The organism is Mycolicibacterium elephantis DSM 44368 (assembly GCF_004014805.1).
GTDB lineage: Bacteria > Actinomycetota > Actinomycetes > Mycobacteriales > Mycobacteriaceae > Mycobacterium > Mycobacterium elephantis.
The window spans coordinates 143,902-168,351 of sequence record NZ_ATDN01000089.1 but is presented as its reverse complement, the minus strand read 5'-3'; the positions used below and the strand labels follow the sequence as shown (position 1 = coordinate 168,351).

At 68.0% G+C, this 24,450-nt stretch carries 22 protein-coding genes; 8 read left to right on the top strand and 14 right to left on the bottom strand.

Translation table 11 applies throughout. The features are described 5' to 3' along the window. Positions 1-48 precede the first annotated feature (48 nt). Together MELE44368_RS26475 and MELE44368_RS26470 are read left to right on the top strand one after the other, a co-directional pair. Complete coding sequence (locus MELE44368_RS26475; RefSeq protein WP_128111177.1) at positions 49-360, top strand: carboxymuconolactone decarboxylase family protein; 312 nt, start codon at positions 49-51, stop codon at positions 358-360. Beyond that, positions 357-932, top strand: coding sequence for a carboxymuconolactone decarboxylase family protein (locus tag MELE44368_RS26470; protein WP_128111176.1), 576 nt, complete (start codon positions 357-359; stop codon positions 930-932). Before MELE44368_RS26475 ends, MELE44368_RS26470 begins: the two co-directional genes overlap by 4 nt. A gap of 52 nt (positions 933-984) precedes the next feature. On the opposite strand, the gene MELE44368_RS26465 is transcribed toward MELE44368_RS26470, so the two are convergent. Beyond that, positions 985-1,440 carry a DUF4190 domain-containing protein gene (locus MELE44368_RS26465; protein WP_128111175.1) on the bottom strand — a complete coding sequence of 152 codons (456 nt, stop codon included), beginning with the start codon at positions 1,438-1,440 and terminating at the stop codon, positions 985-987. A 4-nt stretch (positions 1,441-1,444) separates the two neighbouring features. Then, on the bottom strand, positions 1,445-2,320 hold the full coding sequence (locus MELE44368_RS26460; RefSeq protein ID WP_128111199.1) for a peptidylprolyl isomerase: 876 nt from the start codon (positions 2,318-2,320) through the stop codon (positions 1,445-1,447). Positions 2,321-2,423: 103 nt separating this feature from the next. Here MELE44368_RS26460 and MELE44368_RS26455 point away from each other — a divergent pair, with 103 nt between their 5' ends. The 3 genes from MELE44368_RS26455 to MELE44368_RS26445 all read left to right on the top strand — a co-directional run bounded on the left by MELE44368_RS26455 (position 2,424) and on the right by MELE44368_RS26445 (position 8,345). Continuing rightward, positions 2,424-3,098: an MBL fold metallo-hydrolase gene (locus tag MELE44368_RS26455; protein WP_128111198.1), complete on the top strand. Its 675-nt coding sequence runs from the start codon at positions 2,424-2,426 to the stop codon at positions 3,096-3,098. Continuing rightward, on the top strand, positions 3,098-4,363 hold the full coding sequence (gene hisS, locus MELE44368_RS26450) for a histidine--tRNA ligase (RefSeq protein WP_128111174.1): 1,266 nt from the start codon (positions 3,098-3,100) through the stop codon (positions 4,361-4,363). The genes MELE44368_RS26455 and hisS overlap by 1 nt, the downstream gene beginning before the upstream one ends. Positions 4,364-4,721: 358 nt before the next feature. Beyond that, positions 4,722-8,345, top strand: a complete 3,624-nt coding sequence (locus tag MELE44368_RS26445) for an ICP22 family protein (RefSeq protein ID WP_128111173.1) — start codon at positions 4,722-4,724, stop codon at positions 8,343-8,345. A gap of 99 nt (positions 8,346-8,444) precedes the next feature. Here the strand turns inward: MELE44368_RS26445 and MELE44368_RS26935 are convergent, their stop codons facing one another. Beyond that, entirely contained in the window at positions 8,445-8,972 is a 528-nt protein-coding gene (locus MELE44368_RS26935) for a hypothetical protein (RefSeq protein WP_206613872.1), read from the bottom strand. Between the two features lie 134 nt (positions 8,973-9,106). Between MELE44368_RS26935 and MELE44368_RS26435 the strand changes: the two genes are divergently transcribed. Beyond that, the gene (locus MELE44368_RS26435) at positions 9,107-9,529 is read left to right on the top strand and encodes an Rv2576c family protein (protein WP_128111172.1); all 423 of its coding nucleotides are present in this window, start codon (positions 9,107-9,109) and stop codon (positions 9,527-9,529) included. 7 nt (positions 9,530-9,536) lie between these two features. Here the strand turns inward: MELE44368_RS26435 and MELE44368_RS26430 are convergent, their stop codons facing one another. Further along, positions 9,537-10,436 carry a haloalkane dehalogenase gene (locus MELE44368_RS26430; RefSeq protein ID WP_128111171.1) on the bottom strand — a complete coding sequence of 300 codons (900 nt, stop codon included), beginning with the start codon at positions 10,434-10,436 and terminating at the stop codon, positions 9,537-9,539. A 39-nt stretch (positions 10,437-10,475) separates the two neighbouring features. Further along, positions 10,476-12,701: an RNA polymerase recycling motor ATPase HelR gene (gene helR, locus MELE44368_RS26425; protein ID WP_277749998.1), complete on the bottom strand. Its 2,226-nt coding sequence runs from the start codon at positions 12,699-12,701 to the stop codon at positions 10,476-10,478. A gap of 315 nt (positions 12,702-13,016) precedes the next feature. Between helR and MELE44368_RS26420 the strand changes: the two genes are divergently transcribed. Next, positions 13,017-14,033 (top strand): Rv2578c family radical SAM protein, encoded by a 1,017-nt coding sequence (locus MELE44368_RS26420; protein WP_128111170.1) that lies wholly within the window; start codon positions 13,017-13,019, stop codon positions 14,031-14,033. On the opposite strand, the gene MELE44368_RS26415 is transcribed toward MELE44368_RS26420, so the two are convergent. The 4 genes from MELE44368_RS26415 to MELE44368_RS26400 all read right to left on the bottom strand — a co-directional run bounded on the left by MELE44368_RS26415 (position 14,034) and on the right by MELE44368_RS26400 (position 18,517). Then, the gene (locus MELE44368_RS26415; protein WP_128111169.1) at positions 14,034-15,290 is read right to left on the bottom strand and encodes an acyl-CoA dehydrogenase family protein; all 1,257 of its coding nucleotides are present in this window, start codon (positions 15,288-15,290) and stop codon (positions 14,034-14,036) included. Then, on the bottom strand, positions 15,287-16,432 hold the full coding sequence (locus tag MELE44368_RS26410; protein ID WP_128111168.1) for an acyl-CoA dehydrogenase family protein: 1,146 nt from the start codon (positions 16,430-16,432) through the stop codon (positions 15,287-15,289). Before MELE44368_RS26410 ends, MELE44368_RS26415 begins: the two co-directional genes overlap by 4 nt. Positions 16,433-16,520: 88 nt before the next feature. After that, on the bottom strand, positions 16,521-17,744 hold the full coding sequence (locus MELE44368_RS26405) for an amidohydrolase family protein (RefSeq protein WP_128111167.1): 1,224 nt from the start codon (positions 17,742-17,744) through the stop codon (positions 16,521-16,523). Between the two features lie 110 nt (positions 17,745-17,854). Further along, positions 17,855-18,517 carry a TetR/AcrR family transcriptional regulator gene (locus tag MELE44368_RS26400; protein WP_128111166.1) on the bottom strand — a complete coding sequence of 221 codons (663 nt, stop codon included), beginning with the start codon at positions 18,515-18,517 and terminating at the stop codon, positions 17,855-17,857. Between the two features lie 83 nt (positions 18,518-18,600). On the opposite strand from MELE44368_RS26400, the gene MELE44368_RS26395 reads away from it, so the two are divergent. Beyond that, complete coding sequence (locus tag MELE44368_RS26395) at positions 18,601-19,485, top strand: acyl-CoA thioesterase (protein WP_128111165.1); 885 nt, start codon at positions 18,601-18,603, stop codon at positions 19,483-19,485. A 103-nt stretch (positions 19,486-19,588) separates the two neighbouring features. Here the strand turns inward: MELE44368_RS26395 and MELE44368_RS26390 are convergent, their stop codons facing one another. The 5 genes from MELE44368_RS26390 to ypfJ are packed head-to-tail and all read right to left on the bottom strand — an operon-like array spanning position 19,589 to position 24,439. Then, positions 19,589-20,416 carry a mycofactocin-coupled SDR family oxidoreductase gene (locus tag MELE44368_RS26390; protein WP_128111164.1) on the bottom strand — a complete coding sequence of 276 codons (828 nt, stop codon included), beginning with the start codon at positions 20,414-20,416 and terminating at the stop codon, positions 19,589-19,591. 15 nt (positions 20,417-20,431) lie between these two features. Beyond that, the gene (locus tag MELE44368_RS26385) at positions 20,432-21,178 is read right to left on the bottom strand and encodes an SDR family oxidoreductase (RefSeq protein ID WP_128111163.1); all 747 of its coding nucleotides are present in this window, start codon (positions 21,176-21,178) and stop codon (positions 20,432-20,434) included. Positions 21,179-21,196: 18 nt separating this feature from the next. Beyond that, positions 21,197-21,868: an MBL fold metallo-hydrolase gene (locus tag MELE44368_RS26380; protein ID WP_128111162.1), complete on the bottom strand. Its 672-nt coding sequence runs from the start codon at positions 21,866-21,868 to the stop codon at positions 21,197-21,199. A gap of 41 nt (positions 21,869-21,909) precedes the next feature. Further along, a complete protein-coding gene (locus MELE44368_RS26375; RefSeq protein ID WP_128111161.1) occupies positions 21,910-23,556 on the bottom strand; it encodes a DUF885 domain-containing protein in 1,647 nt (548 codons plus the stop codon). Next, complete coding sequence (ypfJ, locus tag MELE44368_RS26370) at positions 23,549-24,439, bottom strand: KPN_02809 family neutral zinc metallopeptidase (RefSeq protein ID WP_128111160.1); 891 nt, start codon at positions 24,437-24,439, stop codon at positions 23,549-23,551. Before ypfJ ends, MELE44368_RS26375 begins: the two co-directional genes overlap by 8 nt. Positions 24,440-24,450: the final 11 nt, after the last annotated feature.

Here is a 24,450-nt window from a genome sequence, read left to right as displayed (position 1 = left end):
AGGGGTTTTCACGTCTGCTCGCGGGGCTATGGTCGTAGGCGTATGAAGATGGCTGACATCACCGAGTCGCATCGCGCGCTCATCGCTCGCGTCCTCGGCGGCGCGGGACGGGCACCGTCGGCGCTGCGCCGGGCCGCCTTCGACAACGCCGGACTCACCGAACCGCTGCACACCCTGGTCGACAAGGTGGCCTACCGCGCCCGTCAGGTGACCGACGAGGACGTCGCCGCCGCCCGGGCCGCGGGCCTCAGCGAGGATCAGATCTTCGAAGTCGTGGTGTGCGCCGCCGTCGGACAGGCAACCCGCCAGTACGAGAGCGCAATGGCGGCACTGGCCGCCGCGCGAGGCGATCAGCGATGAGGCTCGCCGTCCTGGAGCGAGGCCACCGCCTGCGCACCAAGGCGTTGTTCAAACTGGTGCGGCTGATCTCGCGCCAACCCGTCGTGGACGCGGTGAAGCTGGCGCTGTATCGCCCGGAGTTCTACGGCGCCGGGGACCTCACCCATGAGGCGATGCGCGGACAGTCGGAATGGTCGATCGGCGATCGTGAGCTGATGGCGGCCTATGTGTCGAAGGTCAACCAGACCCCGTTCTGCATCGCGGCGCACTCGGCCACGTCGAGGCTGTGGTACCGCGACGACGAGAAGGTCGCCGCCACGCTGGACGATCTGAGCACCGCGCCGATCGACGAGCGGCTGCGCGCCACGCTCCGTCTGCTCGGCACCCTCACGCGTGAACACCGTGTCGATCCCGACGACGTCCGCGCCGTGCTGGCCCAGGGTGTGACGGGTGCGCAGATCGAGGATGCCCTGGCGGTGTGCCTGGCGTTCAACATCACCGACCGGCTGGCCGACGCCTTTGACTTCGACCTGGCCACGCCGGAGGCGATGACCGCCGGCGCGCGGTATCTGCTGAAGCGCGGCTACCGATAGCGCCAGGCCACCCGGACCGACTCGTTCGCCACCCGACCTGCCCGGAGCGGTTTCAGTTGGCCCCCGGAGCGGCCGGCGGGTCGAACGCCGGCAGCTCGGCGGGTGCGGCGGTGTAGCGCGGCGATTCCGGATACAGCTCGACGTCCTGCGGGGCGCTCGCGAAGAACATGAACAACAGCACGCTGATCACGACCGCCAACACCGTCATCGCCGTGATCACGTAGCCGATGACCAGGCCCGCCACCGCCAGACCGCGGCCCTCTTCGCCGGTCTTCTTGATCTGCGACAGCGCCAGGTGGCCGAACACGATGCCCAGCGGCGCCAACACGAACGCGCACACCAACGACGCGACGGCCAGCGCGTTGGTGCGCGCGGGCGGGGGATAGCCATAGCCAGAGCCGTAGCCCGAGCCGTATCCGTATCCGTATCCGTAGTACTCCGGCGGATAGCCGTATGGCTGCCCGTACTCGCCGCCCGGCGGCGGTGGCGGTGGCGGCGGAGCGGTCACCGCATCAGTCCAGCAGGACCGACGTCACCTGGACGTCTTGAGCCGGCGGGCCGTCCTCGCCGCCGCCGGCGACCCCGGCCTCGGCGATCTTGTCGAGCGTGGCCAGCCCCGTCTCGTCGATGGTGCCGAACACCGTGTAGTTCGGTGGCAGCTGGGAGTCCTGGTACACGAGGAAGAACTGGCTGCCGTTGGTGTTGGCTCCGGCGTTGGCCATCGCCAGCGTGCCCCGCGGATAGGTGACCGGCTGCATCAGCTTGGGATCGTCGGGCTGGTACTGGTTGGTCGGGTACTCGTTGGCGAACTGGTAGCCCGGGCCGCCGGTGCCTTGACCGGTCGGGTCGCCGCACTGCAGGACCGACAGCGATTCGCTCGTGGTCAGGCGGTGGCACGGGGTGTCGTTGAAGTAGCCCTGCTGGGCCAGGCTGGCGAAGCTGTTGACCGTGCACGGCGACTTGCCGTTGTCGAGCATCAGCCCGATGTTGCCCCGGTTGGTCGACATGCTGGCGCTGACCTGCGCCGGCTCGGTCGGCACCTTGCCGCTGCGCGGCGGGTTGACCTCCTTGGCCGGCTCACCGGTCTCGGGGTACTGGCAGTTCTCGCCGAGACCGGCCGGCGCGGCGAACGCCGGCAGACCACCGGGGCCCGCCGGCGCCGGCGCCGAGGTGGTCGGCGCGGTGGTGGTGCTGTCCGACGCGGTCTCGGTGTCGGAGTCGCGGGTGAGTAAGAAGGCCGTGACGGCGGCGGCGACGACGACCACGACCGCGACGGCCGCGCCGATGATCGTGAAGATCCGGCGCTTGCGGGCCCGTTCCGCCCGTCGCTCCAGTTGACGCTCGAGTTTGCGCTTCGCCGTGGCACGACGCTGTTCGTTGGTCGGCACCGCCTGTGTCCTCCTCATGTCGATTGGTCGGAAACGAGTGTGCCAGGCATTGCTGAGTGTGGCGCTGCGGCCCGCGCCGTGGCGGGATGGAAAACTGGAGGTCGTGTTGATCACCGGCTTTCCGGCAGGCATGTTGGCGTGCAACTGCTACGTGCTGGCCCCGCGGACCGGAGCCGACGCCATCGTCGTCGACCCCGGGCAGCGGGCGATGGGCCCGTTGCGCCGGATCCTCGACGAAAACCACCTGACCCCGGCGGCGGTGTTGCTGACCCACGGGCACATCGACCACATCTGGTCGGCGCAGAAAGTGGCCGACATGTACGGCTGCCCGGCCTACATCCATCCCGAGGACCGGTACATGCTCACCGCCCCGATCAAGGACTTCGGCCGGGGGCTGGTCGGAGGCCTGGCCCAGTTCGCCGTCGGCGCGATGTTCCGCGAGCCCAAACAGGTCGTCGAGCTGGACCACGACGGGGACAAGGTCGAGCTCGGCGGGATCACGGTGACCGTCGACCACACTCCCGGACACACCCGCGGATCGGTGGTGTTCCGGGTCTCAGAGGGCCCGCAGGAGGTCGTCTTCTCCGGCGACACGCTGTTTCGCCAGTCCGTCGGGCGCACCGACCTGCCGGGCAGCAGCGGCCGGGACCTGCTCGGCTCGATCGTGAAAAAACTGTTGGTGCTCGACGACGACACCGTGGTACTACCGGGGCACGGTGAGAGGTCCACGATCGGCTTCGAACGCCGCAACAACCCATTTCTCGAAGGCTTGAGCTAGTGACTGAATTTCAGGCGCCCAAGGGCGTCCCGGACTACCTGCCGCCCGCGTCCGCGCAGTTCGTCGGTGTGCGCGACGGCCTGCTCGAGGCCGCCCGCCGCGCCGGATACGGCGACGTCGAGCTGCCGATCTTCGAGGACACCGCGCTGTTCGCGCGCGGGGTGGGGGAGTCCACCGACGTGGTGTCCAAGGAGATGTACACCTTCACCGACCGCGGCGACCGCTCGGTGACCCTGCGCCCGGAGGGCACCGCGGGGGTGATCCGCGCGGTCATCGAACACGGCCTGGACCGCGGGCCGTTGCCGGTCAAGCTCTGCTACGCCGGGCCGTTCTTCCGTTACGAGCGTCCGCAGGCCGGCCGGTACCGCCAGCTGCAGCAGGTCGGTGTTGAGGCGATCGGCGTCGACGACCCCGCGCTGGACGCCGAGGTCATCGCCATCGCCGACGCCGGTTTCCGCTCCCTCGGGCTGGACGGGTTCCGGCTGGAGATCACCTCGCTGGGCGACGACACCTGCCGCCCGCAGTACCGCGAACTGCTGCAGGAGTTCCTGTTCAAGCTCGACCTCGACGAGGAGACCCGCCGCCGCGCCGAGATCAACCCGCTGCGGGTGCTCGACGACAAGCGGCCGCACGTGCGGGAGATGACCGCCGACGCGCCGGTGATGCTGGACCACCTCTCCGACGGCGCCAAACAGCACTTCGACACCGTGCTGGCGCATCTGGACGCGCTCGAGGTGCCCTACGTCATCAACCCGCGGATGGTGCGCGGGCTGGACTACTACACCAAGACGACGTTCGAGTTCGTGCACGACGGTCTCGGCGCCCAATCCGGGATCGGTGGCGGCGGCCGCTACGACGGGCTGATGCGCCAACTCGGCGGAAAAGACCTGTCCGGCATCGGTTTCGGGCTCGGAGTCGACCGCACGATGCTGGCGCTGGCGGCCGAGGGCAAGACGGTCGGCGGCCCCGCGCGCGTCGAGGTGTTCGGGGTGCCGCTCGGGGAGCAGGCCAAGGCCAAGCTGGTGGTGTTGGCCGCCCGATTGCGCGCGGCCGGTGTGCGGGTCGATTTGGCCTACGGGGACCGGAGCATGAAGGCGGCGATGAAGGCCGCGGACCGCTCCGGGGCGTCGATCGCGTTGGTGGCCGGCGACCGCGACATCGAGGCCGGCACCATCGGGGTGAAGAGCATGGCCACCGGCGACCAGGTCGACGTGCCGGCGGACGGAGTGCTCACCGAAGTGCTGTCCCGCCTCGGCCGGGCTTAACTCTCCTTTTCCTCGCGAGCGTGCGTGTCAGAGGGTGACACGCCGAGAAATATCGCGAGTTCGCGCACGCTCACGCCAGGGTCAGCGCGCGTCGACCAGTACATATCCCGCGCAAGTCCGCACGGCCCGACGATCTGCCGGTCACACAGTGCTGAGGCCACACAGATAACTCAGCGGCGTTTGCCGCTCCAGAATAATTTTCGATCATGTTAATTTGATGTCTAGCCTAGCGAAGCCCGAACTGGGCGGCGGGGGAGTCACTGGCTGCACCCGACGGCCATGCGCTGGCGTCTTTGCTGGCAACTGACAGACGTTGCAGTACCGGTGAGACCGACAGTGATGCAGCTAAGGAGATGCGTTGGCCGCTCCCAGCCCGCGAAAGCCGCGCCGAATGAAAGGCCGTCACCGCAAACCCGCCAAGACCAAGCAGTGGCTGGGCGTCGGCGCCGTCGGCGTCGGGTTGGCTGCGGCACTGGCCGCCGGCCAGGGTGTGGCGGCGGCAGACACGGCGAACTCGACGGCCTCACCGGGTGACCCCAGGGGCGGCGGCACCGACACCCGCAGTGAGACCGATGGGGGTGACTCTGCCGGCACGCCGGGCATTTCCGCAGGAGTAGGCGGAGTCGACGACGACTTCGACGACGACTTCGACGACGACCTCGATGACGACATCGATGACGAGCTCGATGACGAGCTCGACGACACCGACTATGGCGATGACGAGCTGTCCGAGGGGGACATCGAGGACGATCTGTCCGAAGAGGACACCGAGACCGGCATCGACGACGCTGCAGAACCAGAAGATGACGGGGAGCTGGAGCTCTCCGAAGAGGCCGACGACTCGGAGATCACCACGGAGCCCGAGCAGCCCGATGCAGCTGATCAATTAGCCGCTGAGGCGAGCGCTCCACAGCCCACGTACGCCTACACCTCGGTTGCGGGAGAACCGACACCGCCCACCGACGACAGCCCCGATCCGATCGACACCGAAGCATCGACCGATACAGCGAACAGTGACACCGTCGACATCTCAAGTGCTTTGGGCGACAGCGACGGGCCGACAACCTCGGCCGAGTCCGAGAATCCCGCCGAGCACGAGGAACTCGACGCCGCCGCACTCGAAGCGGCTGTCACTGAGCTGTCCCGTGAGCTGTTGAAGCAGCTCGGAATCACTCCGGACGGCAACTCAGCGCCGACGTCGCCAGTCGGCATGTTGCTTCAAGCGATGTGGGTATCCGCCCGTCGGAACGAGGACCCCTTCATTGCGCTGGCCGGGGCGGTCGGCGCCGTCGCCGAGATGATGGGCGAAGCGGTGCTCGCAGAGGCCAGCCGGTCGATCGGCTGGATCCTCGGAGTGGGCACAGTGATGTACGGGGTCAGCGCCCTGTTCAACGCCTCCGCATTGGTCGCTGCCGTGCTGCGTGGCGATCAGGATGACATCGTTGACGAGATCCATGATCTTGCACGTGATTTCGTCGGCATGATTCCGATCGTCGGTGCGCCGCTTGCAGCCGATATGTACGCCGGGATCAACTCGGTCCCCGGCATGGCCGCACTCTTTGGGGCCCCGGGTGCCGCACCGGGTGCCGCACTCTTTGCGGCCCCGGGTGCCGCGCTCTTCGGGGTCCAGGGTGCCGATGTGGCGTTGGCGACGCTTACGCCCGGATCGGCCGAGTGGTACTTCCAGGGCGTCCTCACCCGCGCAGTCAACCGGTTGGTCGGCTGGCCTGGGCCGCCGTGGAACTTCACCGACATCACCAACTACCAAACCGACTGGACGCTCGACCTCGCCAATGACCAACTCGAGGCGGTGCTCGCGGGCGCGCTTCCGGGCAGTCCCGCGCGGTGGGTCCCTGACCTTCAAGGAATCCTCGGGCTGTTCTTCGTATCGGCCATCCCGGGCTATACCTTCGTCGACACGCTCAATGCGATGGGCGACTTTCTGAACCGGGTGGTGCCGCCGTTCACGATCGCCCCGGGAGCAGACTCTCTGGGCATCATCACCCCGTACAAGATCATGGGCGCTGCCGTGGTCGGGGCGGCGACGGTTCTCAAGAACATGCTGAACGGCGTCTACGACCCGGTTCAGATCGAGATCGACGTCATCAAGGCGACCACTGGGGCGACCGTCACCGAAGCGGACCTCAATGACTTCGACAGCCTCCTGGCCAAGGTCGCCGCAGCGCAGACGGCGGCCATGCTCGGACTCGGAGACGGTGGTGCATTCCACGAACCGGAGCGGGCCTGGAATGTGATCCTGCCCGCCTGGACAGCCGAACAGGTGAACCCGTTCACGCTCGTGGTCTACGTCGGGCTCGTCGCGGTTTACAAGCGGTTCCAGGAGATGGCTGTCCTGACCCAGTTCGAGACCTGGACGACGTACGAGAGTTGGCTTTACACCCTCAATTTGGGTGGCCCGAGCTCGCAGTCCCAGTACGCCGCGGGATCGTTCCACGCGGCCGATCCCGACGGTAACGGGGTGGACTTCGGGGGATCGCTACTCGGGACATTCGTGTCAGAGGGCGGGGCGTTGGTCACCATCAACACCGCCGGCGGTGGCTACACATACACCAACACGCTTCCCGGCGCGGCGTTCTTCCACCGGGCAACCTCGGAGAACGAGGCCGACAGGTACGACATCGTCCACATCCCGGTGAAATCCGCGGACGGTGTCACATACACCCTCCCGTTCAAGATTCTGATCATCGACGGGACCAACGCCAACCCGACGACAAGTACGCCCACCGTCGGCACCCCCGACGCGCTGGGTGTGGTGCGCGGCAAGATCAACGCCAGCGACTCCGACGGCGACACGTTGACCTACACGCTGGTCGGGTCGTCGGTCAACGACCTGGACGGCAACTCCGCCTACACCAAGAACGGCTCCGGCGGCAACGGCGGCATCGTCACCATCAACCCGACGACAGGCGACTTCACCTATGTGTCGTCGTCGACGGCCGGCGCCACCCAGAGCTTCCAGGTGCGGGTCGGCGACGGTCACTACGGCAGCGCCATCGTGACGGTGACCGTGCCGAACGTCACCTCGATCACCCCGGCCAACGTCGACACCTCGACGCAGTACGTCGTCACCGGTTCGGTGCCGATCCCGCCCGCCGACGTCGGCATCTTCACCGGCTACGCGCTGGGCACGCCTCCGGCGAAGGGCACGATCACGGCGTTCGACCCGATCACCGGGGCCTTCACCTACGTCCGTGACTCGAGCCTGGGCCACAGTACGACGGCAGACGACGTGGTCACCATCATCGGCACCGACGCCAATGGCCGCACGGTCACCCTGCGGTTGCCCGTCCAGCCGGATGTGCCCAACACCGCTCCGACCTTGACGCTGACCGAGGCTCCGACGGTCGGCACGCTGATCGGCACCACCCAGACCAGCGGTGGGAAGCTGACGTACGCCGACGCCGACGGCGACGCGCCGATCTGGCCGACCAGTGTGACCAGTTCGCGCGGGGCCACCGTCACCATCGCCGCCGACGGCACGTTCACCTACACGAGCAACCTCAGCCAAGCGCAGCGGCACGCCGTCGCCAAGGTCGGCGCCGCGGGCAGCACCTACAACGGTGTCAACCTGGCCGCCTACGAGGACGCGTTCACCATGACCGTCACCGACGGGTTCGGCGGCACCGCCCAGCTCACGGTGGTGGTGCCGATCTACGCCATCAACACCCCGCCGACGGTGACATCGGGACCCCTGTTCTTGGGCACCGTCGGACTGATCGGGGCGGACGACGACGATGGAGATAGCATCTCGACCACCAGAAATCCGTCTCCCGGAAACTCGGGTTACGTCCTGAGTAACGGAGGGTCACTTACCTCGGGGTCTCTTAGCCTGGGTACCGGTTCCCTTACGTTCCCCAGTGGCGGTTGGCCGGTGACCATCAAGGTTTACGACGGTTATTACTTCGTCGTGAATGGTGTCGTCACCGGCGACCTCGCCTACGGCGAAAAGGTGATGGGCTGACAGGTCCAACATTCGCCTCGATCTCGGCGACCAGCGGCAACGGGTCCGGCGACAGGACCACCGGCAACTCGGCAGCGTGCCTGTGGCGACGAGATGCGGTCAGGTGCCTCTCACCACCGCGGAGAGAATCTCGTCGACGCCGCCGACGCCGCCGTCGAATGGGTTGCCGCGCTTGAGGACCTTCGTCCCGCCCGGCGTCACCGCCACCAACTTGGGTGAGCTGGAACCGATTTGGATCCGACGGGCGAACCGCACCTGATCCAGCTGCACCACCGCGCCGCCGCGGTAGCTGAACAACCCGAGCTTGCGGTCGATCACCGCCACGGGCCGGCATTCGTGCAGCGGTCGGCGGCGGTGGCGGCGGATCTTGCGCACCACGACGAACGTCAACGCCGCCAACACGACCCCGGCTGCCACGAACGCCGCGCCCAATGCTCGTGACGGCGCGCCGGTGATGAGCGCGACGGCGCCGAACCCACCTGCGATGAGCGCGAGCACGCCCAGCACGAAGGCCAGCACCGCCAGCGGTCCCGTGCCGCGGTCGATGACCAGGACGCGGCGCCCGTCGTCGGTGACGACGAGCCCGCCCGTGTCGGTGAGTACCCGGGGGTGCGATGTTGCGTCCACGGATGCAGCGTGCCACCTCGCTCGTGGCGAGTGTGCGTGAACTCGCCCAGATCGTCGGCGTGTCGGTCGCAAACACGTCCGCTCGCCGAAAATGGCGGTGTAACGGTTCGGTAGGGTTCGGCGATGTGACGGATATGCGAACTGTGACAATTCGGGTCGGGGCAGCGCTCGCGCTGGCGGCCGCATCGATCGGGGTCAGCCAGGCGACGGCGAACGCGGAGCCGACCGTCCATCAGGTCCGATACACCCTCACGTCACCGGGTAACGCCGCGGACTACAAACTCAACTACCTCGTCGCGCAGCCGCCGAGCATGGAGGCCTACAACGCCGACGCGTACGCATACCTGAAGAGCGAGCAGGTGGATCTCGCACCGGGTGTGCCGTGGGTGTTCGAAACCACGCTCGAAGATCCGCAGTGGGCGATCATCACCGCGAGCACCGGCGTGCACGCGATGCAGGCCGCACCCAACCCGCAGTGCGAGATCGCCGTCGACGGCGAGGTCGTGGTGCAGAACAGCGGTCCCTACACCGCGAACTGCCAGCTCGGGAAGTGGTGACGCAGCCTTAGCTCGCGGCGCGCAGGGCGCGCACGAACGCGGCGACCGCCTGGCCGGTCTCGTCGGGGCTGTCCTCCTGGATGAAGTGCGTCCCGGCGACGGTGACCTCGGTCTGATTCGGCCAGGTGCGCACGAAGTCGCGGACACGCCCGCGAGTGATCGCGCCGGGTTCGGCGTTGACGAACAGCTTCGGCACGTCGCTGTGGGCCAGCCACTGGCCGAACTCCTCGACGGTCGCCACGACGTCGGCGGGCTCACCCTCGATCGGGATGTTGCGCGGCCACGACAGTGTCGGGCGCCGGTCTTCCCCGGGAGTGCGGTACGGCGCGCGGTAGTGGTCCATCTCCTCGTCAGTGAGCGTGCGCTGAATCGCGCCGGGTAGAACCGCCTCGACGAACAGGTTCTGCTCCAGGATCATCGCCTCACCCTCCGCGGAGCGGAATCCCTGAAAGAGCGGGCGGACGGGTTCAGGGAAATCGGCCCAATTGATCGGCATGGCAATGGCTTCCATATACGCGATTCCGGCGACGCGGTCGCGGTGTTGGTTCGCCCAGTCGAAACCCAACGCCGAGCCCCAGTCGTGCAGCACGAGCACGACGCGGTCGCCGAGGTCGAGCGCATCCCACAGCGCGAACAGGTACTCGCGTTGCTCGGCGTAGTGGTAGCGGTCCGGTCCGGAGTCGTCGAGCTTGTCCGAACCGCCCATCCCGATCAGATCGCACGCCACCAGCCGGCCCAGCCCCTCCAGGTGCGGCATCACGTTGCGCCACAGGTACGACGAGGTGGGGTTGCCGTGTTGGAAGACGATCGTCCAACCGTCCGCGTCGACGCCTTCGTCGACGTAGGCCATCCGCTTACCGTTGACCTGCGTGTGCCGCAGCTGCCCGTACGGTTGCGTTCCGACCACGGTGCGAATCTTGCCAAACCGGCGGTGCCGCCGTCGCGGTTACGCCAACTGTTGTTTCTCCTTCTCGACGAGCGGGTCCAGGCCGGTCAGAACCGCCGGCAGCGGCTCGGTGTGCAGCACCCCGAGGCGCTGGGTGGCGCGGGTCAGCGCGACGTAGAGCTCGGCGGCGCCGCGCTGGCCGTCGGCGAGGATGCGGTCCGGCTCCACCACCAAAACGGCGTCGAACTCCAGCCCCTTGGTCTGCGCCGGCGTCCGGACGCCGGGTATCCCCGGTGGGCCGATCACCACGCTGGTCCCGTCCCGGTCGGCCTCGTCGCGCAGGAACTCGTCGATCGCGGCGGGCAGGTCCTCGGCGGCGACGCGTCGAGACCAGGGCCGAACGCCGCACGCGCGCACCGATTCCGGTGGCTGCACACCTGGTGCGAACTGGGCGAGCAATGCCGCCGCGACATCCATGATCTCCGCGGGCGTGCGGTAATTCACCGTCAGCGACCGGTAGACCCAGCGGTCGGGCACGTACGGTGCCAGCATCGCATCCCAGGACGTCGCGCCCGCCACCGACCTGCGCTGGGCGAGATCGCCGACCACCGTGAACGACCGGCTCGGGCAGCGCCGAAACAGCACCCGCCAGTCCATCTCCGAGAGCTCCTGAGCCTCGTCGACCACGACGTGTCCGTACGTCCAATCCCGGTCCGCCACAGCGCGTTCCGCGACGTCGCGGGTGTCGCGTTCGGCGAACCGCTCGGCGAGATCCTCGGCGTACAACAGGTCCTGGGCCAACAAATGGTCCTCATCGTCCATCAGGTCCTCGCGCGCGACCATCAGATCCAACACACCCTCGGCGTAGGCGGCCTCGGCCTTGCGTTCCCGCTCGGCAGTCCGGTCCGCGGCCTGGTCACGGCCGAGCAGGTCGACGAGTTCGTCGAGTAGCGGCACGTCGGCCACGGTCCACGCGTCGCCGTCGGCGCGGAAAAGCGCGGCGTCGGCCCCCGCCGCCGCCAGCCGCTCCTTCGACGAATACAGTTGGGACAGCAGGGTTTCAGGTGTCAGGATCGGCCACAACTCGTCGAGTGCGGCGGTGAACGCCGGGTTATCGCGGAGCTCCTCGACGAGGTCGGCGCGCAGGTCCTCCCAGGCTTGACGGTCCTCGCGCGTCAGCCAGCCCCGTCCGATGCGCGCGATCGCCCGCTCGGTAAGCACGTAGGTGACGATCTCGGTGAACACCGCGCGGGCCTCGTTATGCGGGCGGCCGCTGTCGCGTGCCTCCTGCCGCGCCCACTGCGCGGTCTCGGCGTCGATGCGCACCGTGACGTCGCTGAGCTCGATCTGCAGCGGGGTATCGGGCAGCCGTTGCCGGTCGGCGATCGCCGCGGCGAGCACGTCAAGCATTTGCAGCGACCCCTTGAGCCGGGCGGCCCGCGGCGTGTCCTGGGCGGTGACGCGCAAGCCGGGCACCAGGTCACCGGTGGTCATGAACACGACGTTGGTCTCGCCCAGTGACGGCAGCACCCGGCCCACGTAATCCAGGAATGCCGGGTTGGGCCCGATCACCAGCACGCCGTGGCTTTCCATGCGTTTGCGGTGGGTGTAGAGCAGGTAGGCCACCCGGTGCAGCGCCACGACGGTCTTCCCGGTGCCCGGCCCGCCCTCGATCACCAAAACGCCGGGATGGTCGAGGCGGATGATCTCGTCCTGCTCGGCCTGGATCGTCGCGACGATGTCGCGCATCCCCTCTCCGCGGGGCGCGTTGATCGCCGCGAGCAGGGCCGACTCCCCGGCGAAGGCGGTGTCGGGACCGCTGGCCTCGCCGGGGCGGACGAAGACCTCGTCGGTGAAGTCGAGGATCCGACGCCCCAGTGTGTGGAACTGGCGGCGACGACGCACGCCCTCCGGGTTGGCGGCGGTGGCGACGTAGAAGGCGCGTGCCGCGGGCGCCCGCCAGTCGACCAGCAGCGGCTCGTAGCCGTTGTCGTCGTCGAACAGCCCGATGCGCCCGATGTAGGAGCGCTCACCGGTGATGCTGTCGAGGCGTCCGAAACACAATCCGTGGTCGGCCACGTTGAGCCGGTCCATCTGTGCGGCCAGCCCGCGCACCGCGGCATCGCGTTCGACCAGCGTGCCGCCGTCCTGCTTGTCGATGGGGGCGCGCAGGGCGGCGTCGTACTTGTTCTTGAGCCGGGCGCGCTCGGCGTCCAGCCGCGCATAGAGCCCGGCCACGTGGTCCCGCTCGGCGTGCAGTTCGATCTCGTAGTCGCGAGTTGTCACATGCCTCATTTCGTGAGATAGCGCTTCGGCCAAGGAGTTTGACGCATCACCCCGGTCTTGCCGCAAGCCCCCCTGTGCGCGGTATGGTGAAAGGGGAAGCACCGAGGGCTTCCGTTCAGGCGGTCATTTTCGTTCGCGAGTTGCACACCAGGGATGTGAACGCCGCCGATCGAACGATCCTGGCGTACGCCTCGCGAAATGCCACTCGTGAAAACAAGCCGCCGCGACGCGGAAACCTGCCCCACCCAAAGGCAGCGTACCGACGCGCCCGCGACCACCTTGACATCAGCTCGAACGTCAGTTCGAATGATGGGTATGCGGTGGGACGGTCAGGCGGTCAGCGTCGACGACGGCGCACTGCCCGGCCTGCAGCGCATCGGTTTCGTGCGCAGCGTGCGCACCCCGCAGTTCGACGGCGTGACGTTCCACGAAGTGCTGTGCAAGTCGGCGCTCAACAGGATTCCGAAGGCGTCGCAACTGCCGTTCAAATACACCGTCAACGGCTATCGCGGGTGCTCGCACGCCTGCCGGTACTGCTTCGCGCGGCCCACCCACGAATACCTCGACCTGAACTGCGGCGCCGACTTCGACAGCCAGGTCGTCGTCAAGACGAACGTGGCCGAGGTGCTGCGCCGCGAGGTGTCGCGGCCGTCGTGGTCGCGCGAGACCGTCGCGCTGGGCACCAACACCGACCCGTATCAGCGCGCTGAAGGACGCTACGGGTTGATGCCCGGAATCATTGCCGCCCTCGCCGATTCGGGCACACCGTTCTCGATCCTCACCAAGGGCACGCTGTTGCGGCGGGACCTGCCGCTGATCGCCGAGGCCGCCGGCCGGGTCGACGTCAGCGTCGCGGTGTCGCTGGCGGTGGCCGACCCGGAGGTGCACAAGGACGTCGAACCGGGCACGCCGACCCCGCAGGCGCGCCTCGGGCTGATCTCGGCCATCCGCGACGCCGGCCTGGACTGCCACGTCATGGTGGCGCCGGTGCTGCCGTACCTGACGGACTCGGCCGAGGATTTGGACACGCTGCTGGGCCAGATCGCCGCTGCCGGCGCCACCGGCGTGACGGCGTTCGGGCTGCACCTGCGCGGTTCCACCCGCGGCTGGTTCATGGACTGGTTGGCGCGCTCACATCCCGAACTGGTCGCGCCCTACCGCGACCTGTACCGGCGCGGGGCGTACCTGCCGCAGGACTACCGCGCGATGTTGCACGAACGGGCGACGCCGCTGATCGCCAAACACGGGCTGGCCCCGGACCGTCGCTCGTTTCGGACGGTGACCACGCCGGCCGCCGCTCCCGCGGAACCCCTGCAGCCCACGCTGTTCTAGCTAGCCCTTGTTGCGCTTGACCTCTTTGAACGGCACCCCGCGGTCGGCGGCGTACTCCCGGGGGAAGCCCAGCACCCGCTCGCCGATGATGTTGCGCGCGATCTCGGTGGTGCCCCCGCCGAGCGCAGCGGCCTGCCGCGACAGGTAGCGCTCACCGTGGCGGATCAGTTCATCGCCGAGGTCCACCACACCGGCACTGGCCGTGATCGCCAGCGCGGTGTCGAACTCGAGATGGTGGATGTCGGCGTGGGTGACGCGGATGATCGACCCGGCCGCCGGGGGCAGCGACCCGTCCAGCACACCGTGGTACACGTGCTCGATGAGCTGCTCGCGCACGGCGCGGTGCACCAAGGCGCGGCCGGCCATCTCCTGGGCACGTTCGTTGTCGGCCTGACCGGTCGCCTCCAGCAGGGCGACGTAGTCGATGGGCACATCGGACTTGCCCTCGGCGCCGATGCCGCTGGCGAACTCCGAGCCGCCACCCACCGCGCGCCGCTCGTGGTAGAGCTGCCGCGAGGCCACCTGCCAGCCGCCGTTGACCTCGCCGACGACGGCGTCGTCGCCGAGTTCGAGGTTGTCGAAGAACTCCTCGCAGAACTCGACCGAACCGTTCACCTGCTTGATGCGGCGCAGCGTGATGCCCGGGCTGTTGATCGGCACCAGAAACATCGTCAGGCCCTCGTGCTTGGGCGCGTCCCAGTCGGTGCGCGCCAGCATCAACCCGTAGTCGGCGGCGAACGCACTGGTGCTCCACGTCTTGGCGCCGTTGATCACCCACTTGTCGCCCCTGCGGTCGGCGCGGGTGATGACCCCGGCCAGATCGGACCCGCCGCTGGGCTCCGAGAGCAGCTGCACCAGAACCTCGTCGCCGCGCAGCACCGCAGGGATGTGCTTCTGTTTCTGCTCTTCGCCGGCCGTGTCCAGGATCGTGGCCGCGCAGATCGTGAAGGTCGGGGTGTTGAGGATGATGGGCAGCTCGTAACAGCGCGAGACCTCGTCGAACGCCTTCTGATACGCGATCGGAAGGCCGAGGCCGCCGTACTCCTTCGGGAAGCAGATCCCGGCGAATCCGCCCTCCCAGAGCCGCCTTTGCAGTTCCCGGGCCCGCAGCCACGGTTTCTCTTCGCCCCGGTCGTGTTCGGGCGGGTTGTTCGGATCGATCCGGGGCATGTTCTCCGCCAGCCACGCCTGCGCGCGGGCGGCGAACTCCTCGACGGACTCCGTCGTCTCCGTTGGCGCCGATGCGATCTCGGTCATGAAGCCTGCTCCAATTCCCCGCCTGCCTTGGTGAGCGTGTACACGCGGAGGTTGTGTTCCTCGGGTGTGCCGAACAGCGAGCGATACAACGTGACGCGGCGCAGGTACAGGTGCAGGTCGTGCTCCCATGTCACACCGATGCCGCCGTGCAGCTGGATGCAGTCCTGCAACATCCCCGGGGCATGTTCTGCGCAATAGGATTTCGCGACGCTGACCGCCATTTCGGCCCTCGGCGAGCGTGCGGCCACCTCGGCGACGGCCGCGTTCGTCGTCGCGAGGCACGCCTCGAACCAGATCTTCAGGTCGGCGTACTTGTGCTTGAGCGCCTGATACGAGCCGATCGGTCGGCCGAACGAATGCCTGTCGAAGCCCCACTGAATCGTGAAGTCCAACACGGTGTCCAGCACGCCGACGATCTCGGCGCACTGAAGCATCACCGCGATCTGGTTCTGCCTCGCGAGAATCGCCGGGGTCTGCTCGGCCGACCCGACGAGCGCCGAGTCGTCAACCTCGACGCCGTCGAAATGCACACGGGCATAGGACTTCACCATGTCGATCGAACGCTGCCGTTCCACGCGCACGCCTGGGGCAGCGGTCGGCACCAGGAACTGGCGCACGGCGCCGTCGCACTGGGCGACCACCAGCAGGAGCGCGCTGTCGGCGCCGGCTTCGACGCGGTCCTTCACCCCGTCGATGCGGAAACCGCTGCCGGTCGGGGTGGCGGTGACCGAGGGCTGCGTCGACGACCACCGCTTGCCGGGCTCATAGACAGCCCACGCCCCGACGGTTTCGCCGGACACCAGCGATTCGATGGTGTCGCCGTGGTTTTCCGGGGCCTCCGCCAGTGCGGCGAGCACCGTGCTGACGGGATGCAGCGGGCCGGGAGCGACGACCTTGCCGGCTAGTTCGGCGACGAGCGCCAGGTCTTTCACCCCGTCGCCGGAGACGCTGCCGCCGCCGAGGTCTTCGGGAACGAGCAGGTTGGTCCAGCCCAGTTCGGCGGCGCGACGCCACCAATCGCGGTCGAACGAGGTTCCGGCATCGTGCAGTTCGCGCAGCCGGGTCAGCGACGCTTCCTTCTCGAGGAACGACTGCGTCGTCGAGGCGAATAGCAGGACCTCGGGGTTTGCGGCGTCGGTCATGGAATCAGTTCAGCCTCTTCGAGAGTCGGTTCTCGTGCGGCGGGGAGCGGGCCGATGTCGGCGGCACGCTCCCCGGCGCCGAAACGGATCAGGCGGGGATGACGAGAGGCGGCACATCCGGGTTGTGGACGATCTCGTTGGGGACCTTGAACAGGTCGATCATGTTGCCGCCCATGACCTTTCGCTGGCCTTCCTCGTCGAGGCCCTGCAGGTCGTCGATCAGGTGGGTAGGTTCGGCCAGCCCCTCGGGGTGCGGCCAGTCCGAACCGAAGATCACCCGGTCGACGCCGATGAGGTCGGCCATCTGCGTGAAGTCGTCCTCCCAGAACGGCGCCACGTAGACCGCGCGCTTGAAGGCGTCGATCGGGTTCTCCGGGAACTCCTGCGGCATCTTCTTGTAGACACTGTCGAACTGCTTGAACAGGTACGGCACCCAGTCGGCGCCGTTTTCGATGGACAGGATGCGCAGATCGGGGTTGCGGGTCACCGCACCGTGGCACACCAGCGCGGCCATCGAGTCCTCGATCGCACGCTTGCCCATCGAGACCATCCGGAATGCGGTCGGCTTGAACGGCAGGTACTCGGCGGCGGGTTCCCAGTCGTTGAGGTACTCGGCGTACCCGGAGTCCGATGCGTGCATCGACACCGGGATTCCGGCCTTCACGCACGCCTGCCAGAACGGGTCGAACTCGGGCAGGCCGAACGAGCGGGAGCCACCTACGCCCGGTACCGGCGCCGGGCGGACGAGCACGGTCTTCGCGCCACGTTCCAGACACCACTCGAGCTCCTCGAGCGCGCGGTCGACGATGCCGAGGTTGATCACCGGGGTGGAGAAGATCCGGTCCTCGTAATTGAACTGCCACGTCTCATACATCCACTCGTTGAGCGCGTGGATGACGTCGGCGATCAGCGCGGGATCGTCCTTCATGCGTTCCTCGACCAGGCTGGCCAGGGTCGGGAACATCAGCGAGTAGTCCAGGCCGAGACCGTCCATCACCTCGAGGCGCGCCGCGGGGTCGCGGAACGCCGGGATCGCCTTCATCGGCTTGCCCATCACTTCGCGGAAGCTCTTGCCGCCGCTGCCGTGCCGGAAGTACTCCTCCTGCGCGCCGGGCCGGGCCACGATCTCGAACGTCGGGTTGGGGATGTAGTCGCTGACCTGGTTGCGCACCATGATCTTGGTCCGGCCGCGGACCTCGATGTAGTCGATGACGTTCTTGCGGTGGTCGGGCAGGAACTTGGTCAGCGCCTCTTTGGGCTCATAGAAGTGGTTGTCGGCGTCGAACACCGGATAGGGGAGCTTGCGGGCCATTTCCGCCTCCTGGAAGTCGCGTTCTGCACTGCTGGTAATGACATTACCACGTCTGTACCAGCGTAAACACCACCCCCGAGACGCGGGCTTCTGGGCCGGTGTTGCGCAGGTCAGGCGCGGTCGTCGGAACCGGTTCGCAGCCCGCCGACACAGAATTCGTAGATGTCGTCGGCGTCGATCGGCACGCCGTTGAGTTCGGCGCCGAGCACCTGCAGCCGCATCGCGCCCAGCGCTGACTGCATGATCAGCGCGGCCTTGGCGTCGACGTCGAGGCCGGCCCGAAACACTCCCTCGGCGATGCCGCGTTCGATGATGTCCTTGATCAGCTCGTGCAGCGGGGACAGCACGCGCGCGTACTCCCGCGGCAACGTCTCGGCGAGATGGTCGTTGTAGTACGTCAGGCCGCGGTTGACCTTGTCCTGAGTGGACGATTCGGCCGGGGTGCAGATCCGGTCGATGAGCACGCGCAGCGCCGTCGTGCTCGGCAGCCCGGCGGTCTCCTCGCGCCACCTGCGGGTGGACTCCGACATGATCTTGTCGATCAGGGCCAGCAGCAACTCGTCCTTCGTGGAGAAGTGCTGGTAAAAGGACCGCAGCGAGGTCTTGGACCGCTCGACCACCTCGAGCACGGTGAAGTCGGTGCGACCCGTCTCGCCCAGAATCGCCAGCGCCGACTTCATGAAGCGCTTGGAGCGCGACTCCGGGTCGACGGCGGCGTCCCCGGGTGATGCCTGCCGGGCGGCGCCGGCCGAGCGGCCGGTGCTCTTCGCCATGGTGGACAACCTTCCGGGGCTCGCGATGACTGGCTGGTAATGACGTTACCGCTTTTGCCGAAGCTCGGTTACTGTTCGGTCCCATGACGACAGATTCAGCGCAGACGCCGTGGACGGTTCAGGGACTGCTCGACCTGTTCGACGTCGACCCCGACGGGCAGGACCGTTTTCTGGCACAGACCGGTCCCGCCGGCGAGGATGAACGTCAGGTGGTCGAAGGCACTCAGGTGCTCGCACAGGCGATTGTCGCTGCGGCCAAACGGTTTCCGGACAAGTCGGTGCGCTCGGCACACGCGGTGTTCGCGCGGGCGGTGATGGTCGGCGCCGGCCCGGTCGAGCTGGAGGTCGACGTCGTCGCCGAAGGACGTTCCACCGCAACGGCTGTCATCGCGGCCAAGCAGAACGGCAAGCGGTGCATCACGGTGACGGTGCTGGCCGACGTGCCCACCGCCGACGTCATCCGCCACCACCTGCCGCGCCCCGACGTGGCGGGCCCTGCCGACGCCAACGTCTCGGAGATGCCGATGGTCGGGCGCGAGCTGCGGCTGGTGGATGTGGTCGACGTCAACAGTCCCGACGAGGTCGGCCCGCCGGAGTTGCACGCCTGGCTGCACTACGACCCCATCCCGAGCCGTGATGACCTAGCCAAGGCGCTGATCGCGTATTTCACCGGGCACCTCGGCATTTCGACGACGATGCGTGCGCACGCGGGGATCGGGACCGCGCAGGCGCACCTGACCGTGTCGACCGCGCCGATGACGGTGTCGGTGAGTTTTCACGAGCCGTTCGCCTGGGACGGCTGGATCCTGTACAGCCACGAGAGCACGCAGGTCGGCGCGGGGATGTCCTATGTGCGGGGCACGGTGCACACCGAGGCGGGTGAGCTGATCGCCTCCTTCGCCCAGGACGCGTTGATCCGTCCGCTGCGCACCACCGACACCGCGATCAAGGAACAGTCTCGGCTCTAACTTTTTCAGCGCGAGCTTTTTTAGGCGCGAGCAGACGTGTACACCCCCGATTCGGCGGGGAATTGGGGGTGTACGCGTCTGCTCGCGGGAAGAAGGTGACCGCTCAGATCTTCAGATAGCCCTTGTCGGCGGGTATCTGCGCCGCGGTCACCAAGGACGACGCGTCGCTGGCCAGCCACACCACGATGTCGGAGATCAGGTCGGGGTCGGCCAGCGAATCCGTCGGCAGCGCGCCGGGGGAGAAGCTGTGGATGTAGTTCGGGTGGTCGGCGAAGATCTGCCACATCGAGGTGTCGTTACCCATCGGGGTGTCGGTGCCGTACGGGTGCACCGAGTTGACCCGAATACCGAACTCGCCCAACTCGACTGCCAGTGAGTTGGTCAAGCCGACGAGGCCGAACTTGCTGGCGCAGTAGTGCCCGCAACCCGGAACGGCCTTGATCCCCGCGGCCGAGCTGATCGTGATGATCGACCCGCCGCTGCCCGCCTCGATCATCGGCGGCACCACGGCCTTGATCGTGTTCCACACCCCGGTCAGGTTGACGTCGAGCACGTCCTGCCACTGCTTCGCCGAAATCTCCCACAGCCGGCCCCAATTCATCACCCCGGCGTTGGCGACGACGATGTCGAGACGGCCGAACTGCTCGACGGCGGTGGCGACCACGCGCTGTTGCCCGTCGGCGTCACGCACGTCGACGCGATCGGCGAGGATCTTGCGGCCCTCGCCCTCGACCAGGCTGACGGTCTCGGCGAGGTCCTCGGGCAGCGCGGGTGGATAGCCGTTGTGCTCGGCGACCGGGCCGCACGCGTCGATCGCGACGATGTCGGCCCCGGCCCGCGCCAGTCGTACGCAGTGCGAGCGCCCCTGCCCGCGGGCCGCACCCGTCACGAAAGCGACCTTGCCCGCCAACGGGGCGTCGAGTTCGGTCATGCCGGGTTCTCCTGTCTACTCCGCGCCCGCGGCCAGCCAGTCGTCGAATGTCGTCGGTTCGATGCGGGCGTTCTCGCCGGGTAGCAACACGTTTCCCGCCATCGACACCCCGAACACGCCCGACCACGTCGGCACCAGTTTGACCTGGCGCCCCCTGGCGGCCAGCGTGCGGCGCGCCATGTCGACGAGGTCCTGGGTTTCGGGGCCGGCCACGTCGACATGGCGGCCCTGTGGGTCCCCCGTCACGACTTCGGCGAGCACGCGGGCGATGTCGTCGGGCGCGATCGGCTGGACGAGCAGCGGGGCGATGGTGGCCACGCCGTCCTGCTCGGTCCACCCGGCGACCATGGCCGCGAAATCGTGAAACTGCGTGGCGGGCACGATCGTCCACGGCACCGGGCCCTCCGTGATCAGCCGCTCCTGCGCGCGTTTTCCGGCGTAGTGAGGGTTGCCCTCGATGCCGTGGATACCCACGATCGACAACAACACGTGGTGGCGCACCCCGGCGCGCTGTTCCGCGGAAAGCAGATTGGCGGTGGTGGTGCCGAAGTAGGCCTCGGTCTGCTCACGGTCGGTGGGCGGTGCGCTGACGGCGTCGAGGACCGCGTCGACCCCTTCGAGCGCGGCGTCCAACCCCTCACCGGTCATCAGGTCCACACCGAGCGATCGGCTGATGCGGACCACGTCGTGGCCGTCCCGCTCGAGGAATCTGACCGCGCGAGCCCCGATGTTGCCGGTCGCTCCGGCCACCGCGATGCGCATGATCTGACCTCCTCGGATCTACAACGCCGCCGCGGCTTCACGAAGCCGCACACCGGCAGCTGACGCTATCGGGTCGCCGTGGCCGAAACAGGCGGTTTCGACATCGAGTTCGGCGAGCCGCCGGAACGACGCGACGGTTCGTGCCCGGTCCTGGTTGAAGGTTCCCAGCATGACCCGGCCGACGTTGGCGACCGTGTCGCCGGTGAACAGCACCCCGTACCGGGGCAGGTGGATCGCGATGCTGCCTTCGGTGTGACCGGGCACCGCGAGGACCTCGGCGCCGCCACCGAAGTCGAGCACGTCACCGTCGACCAGCTCCCGGTCGACGGTGACCGGCGGTGCGGCGTCGGGCAGGCCCACCGAAACCTGTTGATGAATCGGTACTTCCCAGTCCTCGAACACCGGTGGTGGCAGCGCGGTGCCCGCCCGGATCGCGGCCGCGTCTCCTGCGCCCGCGCACACGGCGGCGCCGGTCAGGCTGCGCAGTTCGGCGGCGGATCCGACGTGGTCGACGTGGCCGTGGGTCAGCATGATCCTGTCGATCCCTGGGACCGCGGCGGCGATCTGCGCGCCCGAGCCGGGTGCGCCGGTGTCGATCAGCGTGACCGTGCCCGCGTCATTCCAGACATAGACCTGCCAGCCGTGCACCCGCAGCATGGTGAGGTGGGGCGTGACGGGGAAGGTGTCCATGCCAGGACGCTAGAGGCCGACCGGCGCCGATCGCCAGAGAATCAGCCCGTGGCGAAATCGCTCATCAGCGCCGACCTGAGCACGTCCAGTGGCAAGCCACCCAGATCCAGTGCCCGGCTGTGGAATTCCTTCAGCCCCACGCCGCGGGCGGCCGATTCGTCGCGCAGCTGCTGCCAGATCCGCTGGCCGATCGCATACGACGGGGCCTGACCCGGCCAGCCCAGGTAGCGGTCCAGTTCGAACTGCAGGTGTTCGTCGTTCATCGCGCTGTGGGACCGAAGGAACGTCCACGCCCGGTCGGCGTCCCACACCCCGCCGTCGGGCGCCGCCAGGCCACAGTGCACCCCGATGTCGATGCAGACCCGGGCAGCCCGGAAACGTTGCGCGTCAAGCATTCCCATCCGGTCGCCGGGATCGTCGAGCCAGCCCAGTTCCGCCATGAGGCGCTCGGCGTACAACGCCCAGCCCTCACCGTGCCCGGACACCCAACAGCCCAGCCGGCGCCACCGGTTCAGCCGGTCGGCCAACACCACGGCGCGCCCGATCTGCAGGTGGTGTCCGGGAACACCCTCGTGATACACGGTCGTGGTCTCGCGCCAGGTGTGGAAGGTCTCGACGCCGTGCGGCACGGACCACCACATGCGTCCCGGCCGCGTCAGGTCTTCCGACGGACCGGTGTAGTAGATGCCGCCGGTGTGGGTGGGCGCGATGCGGCACTCCAGCCGTCGCAGCGGCGCGGCGATGTCGAAATGCGTGTCGGCCAGCGACTCGACGGCACGGTCGGACAGACCCTGCATCCAGGCCTGCAGCGCGTCGACGCCGTGCACGACGTAGCGCTTCTCCTCGTCGAGGCGGCTCAGCGCCTCGGCCACCGTCGCGTCCGGATAGAGCCGGTGGGCGATGGATTCCTGTTCGCCGACAATGCCTTCCAGCTGTGTGAGACCCCACTCGTAGGTTTCGTCGAGGTCGACCGTCGTACCCAGAAACGACCGGGACCACAGGCGGTACTCGTCGCGGCCGACGCCGTCGTGCTGGCGTGCGTGCGGTGCGATCTCGTCGCCCAGGACCCGGGCCAGCTCCCGGTAGGCCATGGCGGCGTTGGCGGCGTGCTGGCGCAGCTCCTCCTGCAGGGCCGCGTTGTCCGGCACGGCGTCGGCGACCATGTCGACGAAGAACTGCTGGATCCCGGTGGCCTGCTCGATACCGCGGACGACCTGGCGCACGGCGGGCGCGCGCCCGTCGGCCACCGCCGCGCGAAGGGCGTCCGCATAGCCGCCGACCCGGTCCGGCAGCCGGGACAACCGCTTGGCGATCAGCGCCCAGTCGTCCTCGGTTTCGGTGGCCATCAGGTCGAACACGTCGCGCATCGACTGCAGCGGCGACGCGGTCACGTTCAGCGCGCCGACGTCGAGACCGGCGTCGTGGAGTTCGAGGACGATTCCGAGCCGTTCGCGCATCGCGGCGATCGTGACGTGGTCGACGTCGTCCGTGGGTTGCGCGCCGTCGAGTTCGCGCAACGCCTCGCGGGCCGCATCAGCGCGCGCGGCGACACCGGCGGGGGAGTAGTCGGTGATGTTGTCATCGTGTCCGGTGATCCCCATTTCCGTTGCCGCGCAGGGATCCAGGGCGGCGAACACTTCCAGGTAGCGTTCGGCGACGGCGTCGACCGCCGACGTCGGCCTAGCCAAGATCGTTCGTGGTGAAGGTGTCGCACGCGTTCGGGTCGCCGGTGCGGTACCCCTCGGTGAACCACTTCTGGCGTTGCGCTGCCGAACCGTGCGTCCACGCCTCAGGGTTGACCTGTCCGGTGGTCTGCTGCTGGATGCGGTCATCGCCCACCGACGCCGCAGCCGACAGCGCATCGGCGATGTCCTTGTCGCTCAACGGTTCCAGGAATGGCACGTCGGTGCCCTCCTGTTTGGTGATGGTGGCGTGGTGGGCCCACACGCCCGCGTAGCAGTCGGCTTGCAGTTCGGTGCGCACACCGCCGCCGGTTGCGCCCGCGGCGCCGGGGCCCTGCGACTCTCTCAGCGCACCGGTGAGGTTCTGGATGTGGTGCCCGAACTCGTGGGCGACAACGTATTCCTGCGCTAGCGGCCCGCCGCTCGAGCCGAAGTCGTCTCGCAGGACGTTGAAGAAGTCGACGTCGAAATAGGCGGTCTGATCGGCCGGGCAGTAGAACGGCCCGACCGCACTGGTTGCTGGACCGCAACGCGTGTCGACGCTGCCGGCGAAGAGCCGAACATGCGGCCGGGTGTAGCCCGGCATCTGCTGAGACCACACCCCGTCGAGCGAGTTGCCGGTGGCGACCACGCGGCACTCGGGTATCTCGTTGGCGTCCGCGCCGGTCCGGCACTGGCTCAGGTCGAAGCCCGGCGCGTCGACAGCGCCGGTGCCGATCTGCTGCTGGGGCACGACGGTGCTGGGGTCCACGCCGAGAAACAGCGCCACCACCAGGACCAGAAGCCCGCCGACCCCGCCGCCGATCGCGATTCCCCGGCCGGGTCCGCGGCCTCCGCCGCTGGTCGAGGTGGTGCTCGTGTCGATCCGCATGCCCTCGTTGAAGGTCATGTCGACCAGCT